Source organism: Synechocystis sp. IPPAS B-1465, from assembly GCF_003015225.1.
GTDB lineage: Bacteria > Cyanobacteriota > Cyanobacteriia > Cyanobacteriales > Microcystaceae > Synechocystis.
The window spans coordinates 1,017,544-1,033,797 of sequence record NZ_CP028094.1; the positions used below are offsets into that span (position 1 = coordinate 1,017,544).

13 protein-coding genes are annotated in these 16,254 nt (G+C 49.4%); 9 read left to right on the forward strand and 4 right to left on the reverse strand.

Going from position 1 to position 16,254, the window contains the following annotated elements; genetic code table 11:
• Positions 1-56 precede the first annotated feature (56 nt).
• On the reverse strand, positions 57-950 hold the full coding sequence (rsmH, locus tag C7I86_RS04795) for a 16S rRNA (cytosine(1402)-N(4))-methyltransferase RsmH (RefSeq protein ID WP_010872130.1): 894 nt from the start codon (positions 948-950) through the stop codon (positions 57-59).
• Positions 951-1,106: 156 nt separating this feature from the next.
• Here rsmH and C7I86_RS04800 point away from each other — a divergent pair, with 156 nt between their 5' ends.
• The 4 genes from C7I86_RS04800 (at position 1,107) to C7I86_RS19050 (ending at position 4,465) form a co-directional block, all read left to right on the forward strand.
• Positions 1,107-1,583, forward strand: a complete 477-nt coding sequence (locus tag C7I86_RS04800) for a DUF4168 domain-containing protein (RefSeq protein WP_010872131.1) — start codon at positions 1,107-1,109, stop codon at positions 1,581-1,583.
• A 28-nt stretch (positions 1,584-1,611) separates the two neighbouring features.
• Entirely contained in the window at positions 1,612-2,040 is a 429-nt protein-coding gene (gene ureE, locus C7I86_RS04805; protein WP_010872132.1) for an urease accessory protein UreE, read from the forward strand.
• 224 nt (positions 2,041-2,264) lie between these two features.
• Positions 2,265-3,218 (forward strand): PRC-barrel domain-containing protein, encoded by a 954-nt coding sequence (locus C7I86_RS04810; protein ID WP_010872133.1) that lies wholly within the window; start codon positions 2,265-2,267, stop codon positions 3,216-3,218.
• A gap of 311 nt (positions 3,219-3,529) precedes the next feature.
• The gene (locus C7I86_RS19050) at positions 3,530-4,465 is read left to right on the forward strand and encodes a hypothetical protein (RefSeq protein ID WP_223211349.1); all 936 of its coding nucleotides are present in this window, start codon (positions 3,530-3,532) and stop codon (positions 4,463-4,465) included.
• 269 nt (positions 4,466-4,734) lie between these two features.
• Here C7I86_RS19050 and pcrA read toward each other — a convergent pair whose 3' ends face one another.
• A complete protein-coding gene (gene pcrA, locus C7I86_RS04820; RefSeq protein WP_010872135.1) occupies positions 4,735-7,116 on the reverse strand; it encodes a DNA helicase PcrA in 2,382 nt (793 codons plus the stop codon).
• A 165-nt stretch (positions 7,117-7,281) separates the two neighbouring features.
• Entirely contained in the window at positions 7,282-7,803 is a 522-nt protein-coding gene (locus C7I86_RS04825) for a bifunctional nuclease family protein (protein ID WP_010872136.1), read from the reverse strand.
• Between the two features lie 172 nt (positions 7,804-7,975).
• Here C7I86_RS04825 and C7I86_RS04830 point away from each other — a divergent pair, with 172 nt between their 5' ends.
• The 3 genes from C7I86_RS04830 (at position 7,976) to C7I86_RS04840 (ending at position 11,788) form a co-directional block, all read left to right on the forward strand.
• Positions 7,976-8,899: a TIGR01777 family oxidoreductase gene (locus C7I86_RS04830; protein ID WP_014407090.1), complete on the forward strand. Its 924-nt coding sequence runs from the start codon at positions 7,976-7,978 to the stop codon at positions 8,897-8,899.
• Between the two features lie 68 nt (positions 8,900-8,967).
• Complete coding sequence (locus C7I86_RS04835) at positions 8,968-10,194, forward strand: ABC transporter ATP-binding protein (RefSeq protein ID WP_010872138.1); 1,227 nt, start codon at positions 8,968-8,970, stop codon at positions 10,192-10,194.
• Positions 10,195-10,300: 106 nt separating this feature from the next.
• Positions 10,301-11,788, forward strand: a complete 1,488-nt coding sequence (locus C7I86_RS04840) for a serine/threonine-protein kinase (protein WP_010872139.1) — start codon at positions 10,301-10,303, stop codon at positions 11,786-11,788.
• A gap of 5 nt (positions 11,789-11,793) precedes the next feature.
• Here C7I86_RS04840 and C7I86_RS04845 read toward each other — a convergent pair whose 3' ends face one another.
• Complete coding sequence (locus tag C7I86_RS04845) at positions 11,794-12,540, reverse strand: HAD family phosphatase (RefSeq protein WP_010872140.1); 747 nt, start codon at positions 12,538-12,540, stop codon at positions 11,794-11,796.
• Between the two features lie 111 nt (positions 12,541-12,651).
• Between C7I86_RS04845 and purC the strand changes: the two genes are divergently transcribed.
• Both purC and C7I86_RS04855 read left to right on the forward strand, forming a co-directional pair.
• Positions 12,652-13,446 (forward strand): phosphoribosylaminoimidazolesuccinocarboxamide synthase, encoded by a 795-nt coding sequence (gene purC, locus C7I86_RS04850; protein ID WP_010872141.1) that lies wholly within the window; start codon positions 12,652-12,654, stop codon positions 13,444-13,446.
• Between the two features lie 212 nt (positions 13,447-13,658).
• Positions 13,659-16,244 carry an IAP75 family chloroplast envelope protein translocase gene (locus tag C7I86_RS04855; RefSeq protein WP_010872142.1) on the forward strand — a complete coding sequence of 862 codons (2,586 nt, stop codon included), beginning with the start codon at positions 13,659-13,661 and terminating at the stop codon, positions 16,242-16,244.
• Positions 16,245-16,254: the final 10 nt, after the last annotated feature.

Genomic DNA, 16,254 nt, shown 5'->3' on the forward strand with positions numbered 1-16,254 from the left:
TAAATCCACAACCGGCAGAAAAAATCAGCAATTTTGGTTTGACTTTCCCCAATTCCTTAGATTTTTTCGGCCCAACGTAATTTGGCGGAACGGGCCCGGGGATTTTGCCTCTGCTCTTCTTCTCCGGCAATAATGGGCTTTTTGGTCAGCACCCGTAAATTTTCCGTTTCCCGAAAACGGTGCTTAACAATGCGGTCTTCCAAGCTATGAAAACTGATAATGCCGAACTTTCCGCCGCTTTTGAGCCAATGGGGAGCTTGGGCAATGAATTTTTCCAGGGAACCTAATTCATCGTTCACTGCAATGCGTAAACCTTGGAACGTCCTGGTGGCAGGATGGATGCGCCCATGGCGATATTTTCCTGGTACCCATTTGGTGATCGCCTCTGCTAAGTCGGTAGTGGTTTGGAAGGGACGTTGTTCGACAATTTGCCGAGCAATACGTCGGGAAAGCCGTTCTTCGCCGTATTCATAAAAAATGCGGGCTAAATCTTTTTCGGACCAGTGGTTAATAATTTCAGCGGCGGTGAGATCCTGGCTTTGGTCCATCCGCATATCCAAGGGAGCAGTGTGGCGAAAACTAAAGCCCCGATCGCCTTGATCAAGTTGGGGAGAGCTTACTCCTAAATCTGCGATGATGCCGTCAAATTGCTCGAGTTGACCGGGAAAATCAGCAAAGTTACCTTGCCAAGTGTTAATGCTTATGTCTTTGCGATCCGCAACTAAGGGTTGCAAACGTTCCATGGCGGCGGCGATCGCCTGGACATCTCGGTCGATCATAGTCAGGGCAAGGGGAATACCTAATTTCAGTAATCTTTCGCTGTGGCCCCCAGCTCCCACAGTGGCATCAAGGTAATAGCCACCGGGCTTTGGCTCCAGTCCTTCCACCAGGGCCGTGGGCAAAACGCTAACGTGATGAAAGTCTGCTATCGCCGTTTGTTTTAAGTTCATTCCTTCCATGGATTTGGCTCCCATCTACGTCCCCAAACGATCCCGCCTTCCCAGGGTAACAGCCTCCACGGAACTTATCCCCGGCAAAGTAATTCAAACAGAAAATGCAAACCATTAGGATTTTGTCATCCTATTCACCCGAAAGCGACTAGGCGCATGGTTATTAGCTCACGTCCCTTAAGCGGCTTGAACGGTGTTCTGAGTCGACTTTTTATTGCCAATACTCTCGCCTTCCTCGGCTTATTTGGGGGAATGGTGCCGGAGGTAAGTTGGCACCCCACAGCCCTTGTCTTTCGCTGGTCGGCCTATTCCCAGGAATTTTCCCCCGAGAGCATCAATCACTATGCTAAGGCAGTATTAGCCATTGAAGTAGAACGGAAAAAAGCCTTTGAGGAAATTCAAACCCTCATTGGCCGGGTTCCCCCCCAACTTACCTGCACCAATCGGGACAGTATCCGCAAGTTACCCCGCAACGCCCAGGCGATCGCCGTTAATTTTTGCAATCGTTCCAAACAAATTGCTGAAGAAAGCGGACTCAAGCCGGGAGAATTTAATCGCATCACCGAAGCCGCCAAGAATAATGCCAACCTGAAAACCCAAATTCAACGGGCAATCATTAATCTCCGCCGTTAGTCCCCGACAAATTCTTATTTAATACTCCATGGTGATTTTTGATCATCGCCTAGAAACAGTACCCGATGCCACCACCTGGGACCTCCCCCTCACCGCCGAGGAAAGGGGTCGCACCCGCTATCGTTTTGATAAACCTGGCTTTCCGTCTCTATTTATTCAATTGCCCAGGGGAAGTTTTTTACGTCCAGGGGATTGCCTCGGCTCTCCCACAGGGGAAACGATTACTATTTTGGCAGCGGATGAACCTCTGCTCCATCTCACCAGTGGCGATCGCCTTATTTTGTTGAAGGCCGCCTATCATTTGGGTAATCGCCATGTGCCCCTAGAAGTGAACTTGGATTATCTGCGATTGGCACCGGATCCGGTATTGGCTGATATGCTCCGGGGTTTGGGGGTCAGGGTAGCGGAAATAACTGCGCCATTTTTTCCAGAACGGGGGGCATTCCACAGTCACTAGGATGGCTTTTTGCCCTTAAATAAGCATTCCTAGCAATTTTGCCCAAGAAAATCAAGCCATTCGCTACAATGTTTTCATGAAGTAAAGTAAACTGACTGGCAACAACTTTGCGCTGGCCATTCCCGACTCCGTTCCCAATGCTTTCTGTAACGTAATTAATCAAACCTCAATCCTCCCAACCTCAGTTTTAACTCCCCTCTGACCACGGCGATCGCCAAACCACAATGACCATTGATAACATCCGTCTTAGAAACGAATTTATTAACACCGAAGTTATTACCCGCAGCAGCGGCAAAAAACTGGGGGTAGTCAAAGAAGTGCTAGTCGATGTCGATCAGCGAGAAATTGTCGCCCTGGGACTGCGGGACAACTTTTTGTCTTTAACCGGGATGCCCCAATATCTTTACCTGAACAGTATTGTCCAAACCGGGGACGTGGTCTTAGTAGAAAACGATGATGTTTTTGAATTGGTGGAAGTGGACCTCTATTCCCCTCTGGTCAATAGCGAAGTGGTTACTGAAACGGGAGAACCCCTGGGTAGGGTAAGGGATTTTCAGTTTGACCTCGCCACTGGCAAAGTTTCCTCCATTATCATCGCTTCCTTGGGATTACCCCAAATTCCTGACCAACTTATCAGCACCTACGAGCTTTCCATTGACGAGGTGGTGAGCAGTGGTCCCAACCGTTTGATCGTTTTTGAAGGAGCAGAGGAAAGATTAAATCAACTCAGTGTGGGATTACTGGAACGCCTTGGCATTGGCCGTCCTTCTTGGGAACGGATGGAAGAGGATTTGTATTATCCCCCCACTACCCGCCCTGAAAATCAATTGGGCAGTGGCATCCCCGTGCGGCCACCGGTACAAGTCCGTCAACCGGAGCCCGTGTTGGAAGAGCGTTGGAACGAGGACGATTGGCAAGATACCCGCCCTGCGCCGCCCCCTCGTCGGGAAGTGGCCCCTCTGCGTTATCCAGAGCCGGAATATGAAGATGATTATGAAGTGGATAATTGGGGGGAAGCGTCTTCCCGTTCTTCTGCTCCAGAACCGGATTATGATTATGAAGATGGAGTGGCTGGCGATGTCTGGGACGACGATGAGGCCCCTGCTCCCTACAGCCCTCCCCGGGTGAATATTCCGGAAACCCGCCGGGAAAAAATGCCTGAATATTATGAAGAATAGTCTCTGATTTAACTAGTCTTGCGCCTTTGTTCGGTTATTCGTATTGTAAGTAACGTGAGTTCGGGATAAGAAAGATGACTGACAATAGGCTACAAGCTTTACAGGTCAATACATTCGGGAATGACATCAGACTCGTGATTTGTGTTTTTGCATCCTCACAAGTGATTTTTTTGAAGTCCTGAAGCCCCAAATCCCCCAGTGTACTTGGCGAAAAAACCTCCATTGCAGTCAGAGCAATACTTCTAAGGATCGGCTTAACCCGAACTCACGTTAAATATTAACCCCAGCGTCTTTGCACTCGAACGACTACATTGACTCTCACCCTCTGGAAGCGTTTTCAATCCTCCGCCTCTAACCCTTTAATTTCACCCTGTGACCCTACCGAGCTCGATATCCTTGCACGCACAACCCTTCTTTCTCCCTGGCAGTTCTACCGCTACGTCTGCAACATTTGCCAGCAAAATGGGCATGAGCGTTTGTATTTCGGTCATTTGCCTTGTATTTTCTGTGATTATTTGCCAGAACCACTACTTCTTGCCTTTTTTGATCGCTTAGCAGAGAGTGTAGGAAGATCACCGCAGCCCTTCCCAAAAACAACTCTCCACCTTCAGAGTCTGCAAGGTACTCTGGAACTTCGCATCAGCCATGCTGGAAGTGGAATGATTGGACAGGTAGTTAGGCTTGACATAACATACCGGGAGAAGACGCACTCCTGGGCATTTAAAGCCTTTTTCGAACCGGATTTCGTCTGGCAACATGGCGTTTGGTCCGAGATACCAGTAGGAATATATTTGCGATCCCAGCATGTCACCCGTGACGTAGCGCAGTTCCATGCCGCTGGACTCACCTGGATGCTGTGTGAATGGATCGAACCGGATGATTGTCCTAAAACTCGCCCTGGACGCTCCTATGATAGTCTAGCTCAACAGCAGCAACTCACACCCCTTAATCCTCTCAACTATGCCAACTACAGTCGCCATGGCATTCGCCTTGATCTCGGTGGCATTCAAAAAATCTACTGGGGACGAAGAATTCGCGATTTTGCTTACACGCTGGTTTTCTATCACAGGCGAGTCCATCGGGAAGGATGGCGCTTTCTCAGTCCCTATCTTAATTGCTGGACTCTCCGCTACCTTCTGGCAAGGGTGAAATGGTTGCTGTTTCTAAGAAGACCAACGTGCGCATTTGAACAAAAAGTTACAGTTTCGGACGAAAAGCCTTCAAGGCAAGGGCCTCAAGATTCTTGAAGTGGAGCATGGCTTAGTATTCGCAACGGAAAAATTTTGGTAGTTAACGCGAGTTCGGGTTAAGCCGATCCTTAGAAGTATTGCTCTGACTGCAATGGAGGCTTTTTCGCCAGCTACACTGGGGGATTTGGGGCTTCAGGACTTCAAAAAAATCACTTGTGAGGATGAAAAAACAGAAATCATGAGTCTGATGTCATTGCCGAATGTATTGATCTATAAAGCTTTTAGCCCATTGTTCAGTCCTCTTTCTTATCTCGAACTCACGTTAGTCAAAGGCGGCGTAGAGGGGCGAAACTGGGGTCAATAATTTTCACACCAATGCCGGGAAATTTGATGGCCAAATTAGCTTTATGGCCTTTGCCTAAAATGTGGGTCACAGTGCCTTCTCCAAAATTGTTGTGCATTACCCGATCGCCAACATTCCAGATTAGGTCTTTAGCCGGTTGAGTGGACTGGGAACCAGTTTTTTTTCGGGCTTGTTTTTGGGCAATGGAAGGTCCCTTGGGATCGGCGGCAGGAGCATTGCGACCAGTTCTACGACCAGTTGAGCCATCGGCCAATAAATCCGGTGGTAATTCCTGGAGAAATTGGGACGGTATTTTGGTTTCTAAAGAACCCCAGATGTAACGCATGCGAGCATGGGTCAAAAAGAGATTTTCCTGGGCTCTGGTAATGCCCACGTAACATAAACGGCGTTCCTCTTCTAGATCCAAAGGATCATTTAAACTGCGGGCGTGGGGGCAAGTGCCCTGCTCCAACCCCACTAAGAAGACCACTGGAAATTCCAGGCCCTTAGCAGAGTGGAGAGTCATGAGGGACACTTCGTCTCCGGATTCCTCCAGGTCATCAAGGTCGGAAGTGAGGGATGCTGAAGCCAAAAAATCCACTAGGCTAGGGTCTTCACTTTCTGCTTCAAACTGTCGCACTGCATTGTCCAATTCCCCCAGGTTGGCCAGGCGATTATCCGCTTCTTCGGTGCCTTTTTGCTTTAAGTCGTCCACATAATTGGATTTTTCCAACACTAAGCTGAGGGCTTCCGACGCAGAAAGCTCACCAATTTGGCTTTGGATTTCCTGGAGCATGCGGGCAAATTGCAGGGTTTTTTTACCTGATCGCCCGGCCAGAGTATTCACCGAAGTTTCGTCGGTAATAATTTCCCACAGGGGAATGTCCAATTCCTTAGAGGCATTAACAAAACCTTCAATGGTGGATTTACCGATGCCCCGCCGGGGAGTATTGATGATACGCAACAAGCTGACCGTATCCGCCGGATTAACTAACACCCGGAGATAGGCAATGGCATCTTTAATTTCCTGGCGATCGTAGAAGCGAAAACCACCGACAATATTGTAGCGAATATTATTATTTAATAGCTGTTCTTCAAAGGCCCGGGATTGGGCATTGGTGCGATATAAAATAGCAAAATCACCAAAATTTAATTCTGGGTTATTTTTCCTTAAGCTCAGAATTTTATTAATCACAAAACGGGACTCATCCCTTTCATCATCCGCCTGGTAAAGGATAATATCATCTCCGCCACTCCGGGTAGCCTTGAGGATCTTGTCAATCCGTTGGCTATTATGTTCAATTAAATGGTTAGCCGCTTGGAGGATATTTTCCCGAGAACGGTAATTTTCCTCTAGTTTGACCATGGTGGTCGTTTCCCCATCCAACAGGCGATCGCCAAAATCCTCTTGGAAATTGAGCAGGATGGTAAAGTCTGCCATGCGGAAACTGTAAATAGATTGGTCTGCATCCCCCACCACAAAAGTGGAACGCCCCCGCCAATCCCACTCCGACTGCCGTTCTTCCCCATTGGTGCTCAGCAGACGAATTAAATCATATTGGATGCGATTAGTGTCTTGGTATTCATCCACCAAAATATGGTTAAATTTTCGGTGCCAGTAGCCTAAAACTGATTCATTTTGTTGAAATAAACGGGTAGGGATGAGAATTAAATCATCAAAATCTAGAGCGTTATTAGCGGCCAATTGATTTTGGTAAGCTTGGTAAACTTCCGCAATGACCCTACCTTTATAACTGGGATTTTCCCTTAGATAGGTCTCCGGTGATTGCCCGAGGTTTTTGGCATTACTGACCTGGTAGCGAATACTCTTAGGATTGAACTGTTTTTCGTCCAAATCCATATCCTTAGTGACAATGGTCTTAAACAAACTTTGCACGTCACTTTCATCAAAAATGGAAAACTGTTTTGTCCAACGGCGGCCACTGCTGTCCTGATATTTATCAATGTCGTAGCGGAGAATACGAGAACATAGACTGTGGAAAGTGCCAATCCAGAGGGGTTTCGTAACTGTTTTGTACACCCTGGAAAGCAACTGTTTTTGTTCATATTTCCCCAACAATTCCCACCGTTGGCTAAATTCCTGTTGGGCCCAGGCTTGGGCAAAAATCTTTTCCAAACGTTCCTTCATTTCCTTGGCGGCTTTATTGGTAAAGGTTACCGCCAGGATATTTTCCGGATTGATGCGATGCTGACGAATTAGATGGGCAATGCGGTAGGTTAGTGCCCTAGTTTTCCCTGAGCCGGCCCCGGCCACCACCAAAAGAGGGCCACAAAAATGCTCCACCGCCCGCCGTTGGGAAGGATTGAGGTGGGCAAGGTAGTCGGGGACAACAGTCATGGGCACAGTAACAGTAGGCTTAAGGTTCAATCAACAATTAAGTTTAGCAATCAACCAAGGGAAATTATTTTTTCGCTCTTTTCCGTTTCCATGGCAATCGCCCTTCGTTGAGAGATCTACAACCACCATTTATTAACCTGAACTAAATATTGCTTAATGATTTTGAGGGGGCTAACTATCGGATTCCGCCTCAAAGCTATCGGAACTTAGGCGAGCCTGTTTGATCAGGGTTTCCGGGCTAACATTGTCGAGAAAATCCCGAAAAGCTTGTCTTTCTTCTTCGTCCGCATCTCGATCCACGGGAATGGAAGCATCGGCCAACACTTCTTCCATCACCCAAATGGGACTGTCCATCCGCAACGCGAGGGAAATGGCATCACTGGGGCGGCAGTCAATTTCCCTAATTTGATCCCCCTGGGCACAACAGAGCACAGCGTAAAAGGTATTATCCTGCAGGGAATGAATAATAATTTTTTTGAGGTCCACATCCCAGGTGGTGAGGAGATTGACCATCAGGTCATGGGTGAGGGGACGGGTGGGCTTTTGATTTTCCAGGGCTCCGATAATCGACCGAGCTTGGTCTTGGCTGATATAAATGGGTAATGCCCGCCGTTCAGATCCATCCTTGAGCAATACGATGGGACTGCGACTTACCGCATCGAGGGCAATGCCAGCTACTCTCATCTCAATCATTGGGTAGATCCTCTGGGGAACATTGACAGCACAATGCAGGTTTTCATTTTAACTTACTCCTACTCCCCCCAGGGTCATGGCCAGTTGGTCACTAAGGACCGTTCCCCCTAAGATGGGGAGGGTTGTCAATTGTCAAAATCACATTACTGCTGGTGGTGGGAGACGTACATTAATGAAAATTATTTTGACTGGGGCGACGGGTTTTGTGGGGTGCTCTTTGGTGCCTCTACTACATCAACAGGGCCATGAGCTAACTTTGCTGGTGCGTAGTGTGTCTAAGGCCCAACGGTTATTTGCCCCCGGTAGTTTCCCCCAGTTAAAGGCGATCGCCTATGAAGCCACTAAAAGCGGGGACTGGCAAAAGGTCGTTGATGGCCAGGATGCGGTGATTAATTTGGCGGGGGAACCCATTTCGGAAAGATGGACAGAAGCTTACAAAGCCGAGATTTTTGATAGCAGAAAGCTGGGCACAGAAAAGTTGGTGGAGGCGATCGCCAAAGCGGATAGAAAACCCCAAGTAATGATTTCTGGGTCAGCCATAGGTTACTACGGCACCAGCGAGACGGCGACTTTTACGGAAAGTAGTAAGCCTGGAGATGATTTTCTGGCGGAAGTTTGTCAGGCGTGGGAAAATGCCGCCCACCAGGTAGAACAGTTGGGAGTTCGGTTAGTAGTTTTTCGCATTGGCATTGTGCTGGGGGCCGATGGGGGAGCGTTGGCCAAAATGTTGCCACCGTTCAAACTCTTTGCTGGGGGGCCATTGGGCAGTGGAGAACAATGGTTTTCTTGGATTGATCGCCGGGATTTAATTGCTTTAATTGATAAAGCTTTAACGGACTCAACTTTACGGGGAACGTACAATGCCACAGCGCCCAACCCAGTCAAGATGAAGGAATTTTGCCACACCCTGGGCAAAGTTTTGGCCCGTCCTTCCTGGTTGCCCGTACCGGATATTGCGTTGGAATTATTGCTGGGGGAAGGGGCCAAGTTAGTGCTGGAGGGGCAGGAAGTTTTGCCGGGGGCCATTAGCAAAACAGATTTTCAGTTCCAGGCTCCAGATTTAGAAACCAGTTTGCGGCAAATTTTAGGGAGTTAACCAATCCCCAAAATAGCCCCAATGAAGATGCTAGGATGCCTTGATGTAAATTGATTTCGGTTTCCGCTGTGGCCCAGGTAATTGTCGAAAATCTCTACAAAAGTTTCCCCGCCCAAGGCAAAAACAAAGCTAAAGACGGAGGAACAGTGAATGTGCTTAAGGCCATTAACCTGGAAATTGCCGACGGGGAATTTATGGTGCTGGTGGGGCCGTCCGGTTGTGGTAAAAGTACTCTACTGCGGCTCATTGCTGGTTTGGAAACCGTTACAGGGGGTAATATTCTCATTGGCGATCGCCGGGTAAATGATTTACCGCCCAAAGCCAGGGACATTGCCATGGTGTTCCAAAGCTATGCCCTCTATCCCCACCTGAGTGTTTACGACAACATTGCCTTTGGTTTGCGGCGCATGCTGGATCGGGAAAATAATCAGACTGAAGATAAATTCCCCCGCTGGGTAGGGGACAGTTTACGGGGCATTACCAAACCTTTGCCAAAATCTTTACACTACCTTTCTGCCCAGGAAAAAGTACTGGCTCAACGGGTCAACCAAGTGGCCCAACAATTGCAAATTGACCATTTACTAGACCGGCTGCCCAAACAATTATCCGGCGGCCAAAAGCAACGGGTGGCCCTCGGTCGGGCGATCGCCAGAAATCCCCAAGTCTTTTTGATGGATGAACCCCTGTCCAACCTGGATGCCAAACTAAGGGCAGAAACCCGCAGTCAGATTGTGCAAATTCAGCGGCAACTGGGCACCACCACCATTTACGTTACCCACGACCAAACCGAAGCCATGACCATGGGCGATCGTATTGCGGTGCTTAACCAAGGGGTAATTCAACAAATTGCGCCCCCCTTAACTTTGTACAATCAACCCGCCAACCGTTTTGTGGGGGAATTTATCGGCTCTCCTCCCATGAATTTTTTTACCCTCAAAGTGGCATCGGCTTCAGTGTTGCAACATCCTGCCTTTGCCCTCAATCTGCCGGAAAAGTGGCATGGACTGGTGGCCCCCTACGTAGGTCGTTCCTTGATCCTAGGGGTACGGCCAGAAAGTTTTATCCCTAGTACCGAAGGGTCCAACGCTTTTCCTGTCACAGTAAATTTGGTTGAAGCCCTCGGTAACGATACTTTTATCTATGCCCATTTAGTGACAGAGCCGGATCTCACCATCCAAGCCCGCATTGCCCCCGATCATCCCCTCCAGGTGGGGGAACAACTCTGGCTGACAATCAACCCCGAAAAAATTCATCTGTTCGACGCCAAAACTGAACAGGCGATCGACCAACGTTAAAGAAATCAACCCAAGCCCATTTTACCCACCATCCAGCCGAGGTTAATAGAAAAACAAGATAAACTGGGGCTGAGTCCGCCCAAACCTATCAGACCCTTACCAGCCAATGGATCTGCTCTGCACCCGCCCCGGTTGTGCCCGTTTAAATTCTTTTCCTGACCTGGATAATCGCAATACTCTGCAAACAGTACAACAAAGGTTTTGCACCAGTTGTCGGATGCCACTAATTTTGGCGGGCAGATATTTGCCAGTGAAACTCCTGGGACAGGGGGGCTTTGGGGCGGCCTATCTGGCCCTAGATCGATTTACCCCCACCATGCGTTTTTGTGTGGTGAAGCAATTTCAACCGTCAGGGAATTTAAATCAAGAGCAATTAGATTTGGCTTTGTCCCTATTTGAACGGGAAGCGGTGGTGTTGGAAAAGTTGGGCAATCGCCATGACCAGATTCCCGATTTATTTGCTTATTTTCCCCTGTTGGTGGACGATCCCCGCACTGGTAAACAGGATCAGTTTTTTTATTTGGTGCAGGAATTTATTAACGGTCAGGATTTGGAAAAAACCGTTGAAAAACATGGCCCCCTGTCGGAAGCGGAAGTGCGTTGGGTGCTGACGGAAATGCTAAAAATTCTTAGTTTCGTCCACGGCACCGGAGCCATTCATCGGGATATTAAACCGTCTAATTTAATGCGGGACCAAGAGGGCAAATTGTATCTGTTGGATTTTGGCGCAGTAAAGCAAGCAACCGCCGGGGTGGGGGCCAGTAACGAAGGTTCCACGGGCATTTACTCCATGGGTTTTGCGCCACCGGAACAGATGGCTGGTAACCAGGTTTATCCCGCCACGGATTTATATGCTTTGGCTGTGACCTGTCTTTACCTGTTAACGGGCAAAACAGCCCAGGATTTGTACGACGCTTACCATAACCAATGGAATTGGCGATCGCCTGGTTTGAAGGTGAGCCAGCCCTTGGCCGATGTGATTGACCGTTTGCTTTTACCCACTCCCAAGGACCGTTACGCCAGTGCGGAAGAGGTTTTGGCGGTGCTGAACGGCGGTAAAGGCAATCAGGGTAAAGCTCCGCCAGGGGCCACAGTTTCCACTCCCCAAGGTACCAATACCCAAATTCAACCAACCCCAGCAAGTTCTGCTTCTCCCCTAACAGCGCCAAAGACACCGGGTAAAATTAGCCAGGCGGTACAAAATTTGCCGGTTCTCAAAGTTCTGTTCCAAGGGGCTTTAACTGGTTCCGCTTTGGTTTTCTGGGGCATTATTGCTGTGAGCCTTTTTCCCCAGACCAATATTAGTTTGGGTATTTTGGGCATGGTGGTGGCGGGGATAATCTTGGCCCAATTCAAGCGTTGGTTAGAAGTAACGGAAATGTTGAGCCTCAATACCCTAACCATTCTGGCCCTATTAGCTGTGCCGGGTTTGAGCCGTTGGCCAAAGATTGTCGAACTAGCGACCCAACTTGATTTCCCGGTTCTAGTTACGGTCATTATTGCCGCTATTGCCGGGGCGATCGCCGTAGTAGCAACCATTGCCCTATTTTTACTAATTCTCAAGCTACTTTTTGCAGTTTTAACCAGGGTTTGAAGGATTCACACTGCCAGTTTGGGCCGGGAAAAAATCACCTGTAAACGGTCTAGATCCAACTCATCAAAACGGTCCACTGCCCAGTTAGCTTGCCTTTGCATAAAGTGATAGGGATAGGTATGGGCAATGCCAACCACGGCCATACCGGCTTTTTTCGCCGCTTCAATGCCGGCAAAGGTATCTTCGATCGCCAGACAATTTTCCGGTAACAGGGGAGCGATGTCATCGAGCAAGCTATCGGTCACCGCTTGGCTCTGCCGCCATTGATTGAGTTTGTGAATAGCCAGTTGATAGCCATCCGGCTGGGGTTTACTGCTGGCAATATCATCCCCCGCCACAATGACTGGAAAGTACCTTGCTAGCCCAGCCCGGTCTAATCCGTATTCCACCTCTGACCTAACGGCCCCCGTCACCAAGGCGATCGCCAATCGTCGTAACTGCAACTTTTCGAGAAACTCCTTCAGTCCGCCATAGATGGGCAGGGTTTCCAGGGCCACCAGTTTTTGATGGTAGCTCTCCGCTTTGCGGTCAATTAGCTTTTGCAAATAGGCTTCCGTTAACCCCCGGCCCCGATGCTCAAACAAATCCACCAAACAAGCCCGGTCACTGCGGCCCAAACAAAACTGTTGGTACTCCGCTGGAGTGAGGGGACGCAAATTCTCAGTCAACAATAGCTCGTCAATCAGACTGCGATGGATCGCTTCATCGTTGATTACCACGCCATTGAAGTCTAACAATACTGCCTTTAACATCTGATTGGCTCCTCTTTCTCCCTAGGCCAATGGGGTCATCAAACCCCACATCACCATGGTAATCTTTCCTTTCCTCCTACCAGGGATTAATGCCCATCTCCGCTAAAATCAGTGCAGATGTGGCCCCCAGAGCCCTCCATCCATTTTGGTAACTTTTCCATGGAAAAACTGTACGAAGGCAAAGCAAAAATCCTCTACCCCACCGAGGACCCAGATGTACTGCTAACTATTTTTAAGGACGATGCCACCGCCTTTAATGCCCAAAAAAAAGGCCAGATCCAGGGCAAAGGAGCCATTAACTGCGCCATTTCAGCGGCCCTATTCCGGTGGTTAGAAACCCTAGGGATTCCCACTCATTACATTGACTGCCCCCAAAATGACCAAATGTTGGTCAAAGCGGTGAACATCATTCCCCTGGAGGTTGTGGTGCGTAATATTGCCGCCGGCAGTCTTTGTAAGCAAACCGGTTTGAAGGAAGGCTTAGTACTGCCCAATCCGTTGGTGGAGTTTTATTTCAAAGATGATGCCTTAGGGGATCCCCTCCTGACCTGGGAACGGGCCTTGCTGTTGGGGGTTACCGATGAAGCGAGATTACAGACCCTAAAGGACTTGGCTTTGAATATCAATCAGCATCTGCAGAGGTTTTTTGCCCAGTGCGATATCACCTTAGTGGACTTTAAGTTAGAATTTGGCGGCGATCGCCAAGGGAAAATCATCTTAGCCGATGAAATTAGCCCGGATACCTGTCGTTTGTGGGATAACGCCCAGGCGGATCCCCAGGCCAGAGTACTAGACAAAGATCGTTTCCGGCGGGATTTGGGCTCAATTGAAGCCGCTTATCAAACAGTGGAAAAACGGGTTTTAAGCCAAATTGAACGCCTGCAGTCCCAAATGGGTGCCTTCTGATCATCGTTGCTTGGTGTGGAACCTTTCCAACGGGTCTGGGTCAACCTACCAGTTTAAAACCTTGCACAAACGGCTTGTCAGGAAACCGACAGGACTCGATAATGGGCAAGCAATCGCGGCGAATCTCTAGCCATCGCGGCGTTGTTTTTGGGTATTTTTCCATACCCCCCGTGTCCGTATTAATATTAATGGCTTGAATTGGGTGTCAGGACGTGTCAAACCAGAACAAAAGCGTGATTCTTTCTCCTTACTATCGACTTCTTTTGTTAACCAGTGGTCTTGTTCTGGGGGCATCTCCAGCCCAGGCAACTCAGGCATTTTCCCCCCTAAATATGTTGGCCGATGGGGACAACACGGAGCTATTAGTTTCGCCATCTTCAGAACTTAATTTCCCCGGCCCCACTTCCGAGTCAGAAGCTTCTAATTATTCAACTCTCCAGGAAGCTGCCCCCTCCGTCATAAACGCCCTCAATGGCGAGAATGGCGAGATCAGTGTTATCCCTCCTGAAATTGAGCAAATTGACGGCGATCGCCTGGGCCAGACAATGGAGATTAGTGCGGGTAATTTAGATGTCGGGGTTGATGATTTGCCCCCCATGGCCCCCGTTGATTCCGCGGAATTAGCTCAAGCTAACGAATTACCCCATGGCAATGCCGTTGCACAGGTTGCTCCAAGGGTAGCCCAGGTAGAACAGGAAAATTTAATCGCCGAAACAAAGACCGATAACCAGACCGATCACGTTGAGCCGCAATCACCACTGATGGCCCAGGCCGCAGTGGAAGAAGAAGTTGAAGCGGTAGAAATGGAGGCAACGGAGGAAACCACCGGAGTAACGGAAGAAACGCCGGAGGAAACTCCCTCTTTTACCCCCGATGCCCCTCCCACTAACACCGAGGGAACCCCGGGACCCACCCAGACACTGCCTAGTTTTACCCCTCCAGCCAGTCCTAGTACTACTACCCCAGCCCCAGCCGAGGAAGAACCAAGGGTATTGGTCAGTGAAGTATTGGTTACCGGCACCACCCCGGAACTGGAGTTGCTGGTTTATAACGCCATTCGCACCCAACCAGGCCGGACCACTACCCGTACTCAGTTGCAGGAGGACGTCAACGCCATCTATGCCACCGGCTATTTTAGTAATGTGCGGGTAGCCCCCAGTGATACCCCTCTAGGGGTGAGGGTGACCTTTGAAGTCCAGGCTAACCCCGTTTTCACCGGCTTGAACATACGCACAGTACCGGAAACGGCCGAAGGCAAGGAACGAATTCTGCCCCAGGAAGTGGTGGACGAAACCTTTGGGGAACAGTACGGCAAAATTCTCAACCTACGAGAATTACAAGAGGGCATTAAAACCATCAATGAATGGTATTCCAACCAGGGTTATGACCTGGCCCAGGTGGTGGGGTCTCCCCAGGTGGGGGCTGATGGCCAGGTAACCTTGGTCATTGCCGAGGGCATTGTGGAGAATATCCAAGTGCGCTTTTTTGACTCGGAAGACGAGCCGGTGCAGGGCAGAACCAGGGATTTCATCATCACCAGGGAAATGCGCTTGAAGCCGGGGGACGTTTTTAACCGCAATCGAGCCCAAACGGACTTACAGCGGGTGTATAGCCTGGGACTGTTTGAAGATGTCAGGTTATCATTTAATCCCGGCAGTGATCCCACTGAAGTAATTGTCAACGTTGATGTAGTAGAAGGCAATACGGGATCGATCGCCGCCGGGGGGGGGATCAGTAGCAGCAGTGGGCTATTTGGTACCATCAGTTACCAGGAAAGAAATCTGGGGGGCAACAACCAAACCATTGGGGTGGAAGCCCAAGTAGGTCAAAGGGAGTTGTTGTTTGATGTTAGCTTTACCGACCCGTGGATTGGTGGCGATCCATTCCGCACTTCCTACACTGCTAACCTTTTCCGCCGCCGGACCATTTCCCTCGTTTTTGACGGGGCTGATTCTTCCATTCGTACCTTTAACGGCTTTGACAGTCCTAGGGTTGTACGTACTGGTTTAGGGCTGACCTTTTTTAGACCGATCGCCGATGATGTGTTTGCCCCACCGGATTGGCGTTTGTCAGCGGGTTTTGGCTATCAAAATGTCCGCATTGAAAATGCCGCCGGGGCCCTGTCTCCCTTTTCTGCCCCTTTAAATGGTTTTAATTCCCAGCCCCTGTCCTTCAGTGATTATGGGGTGGATGAGCTGTTTACCCTCTCCTTTGGTGCTTCCCAGGATAATCGCAACAATGCTTTGCAACCCACCAGTGGTTCCCTAGTGCGCTTTGGGGCAGAACAAACTATTCCCGTTGGCACCGGCAACATTATGATGACCCGGTTGCGGGGTAGTTATAGCTACTACATTCCAGTTAACTGGCTGGATTTGACCGGCTTTGGCCTTGTGGAATCCACCCAGCCCCAAACGGTGGCTTTCAACGTGCAAGCGGGAACTGTGCTGGGGGATTTACCACCCTATGAAGCTTTCATTTTGGGGGGTAGTAACTCCGTGCGGGGTTATCAAGAAGGGGAACTGGGCAATGGTCGTAGTTTCTTCCAAGCTACGGCAGAATATCGTTTTCCCATTATCGCAGCGGTGGGAGGAGCTTTGTTTGTGGACTACGGCTCTAACCTTGGTTCCCAGGGCGCTGTACCAGGTTTTCCGGCGATCGTTAGAGGTTTGCCCGGTTCCGGTGTGGGCTACGGTTTAGGGGTAAGAATCCAGTCCCCCGTAGGGCCCATCCGCATTGACCTAGGCTTTACTGGAGAGGGAGAATCCCGCATTAACTTCGGTATTGGCGAGAAGTTCTAGGGCAAAACCC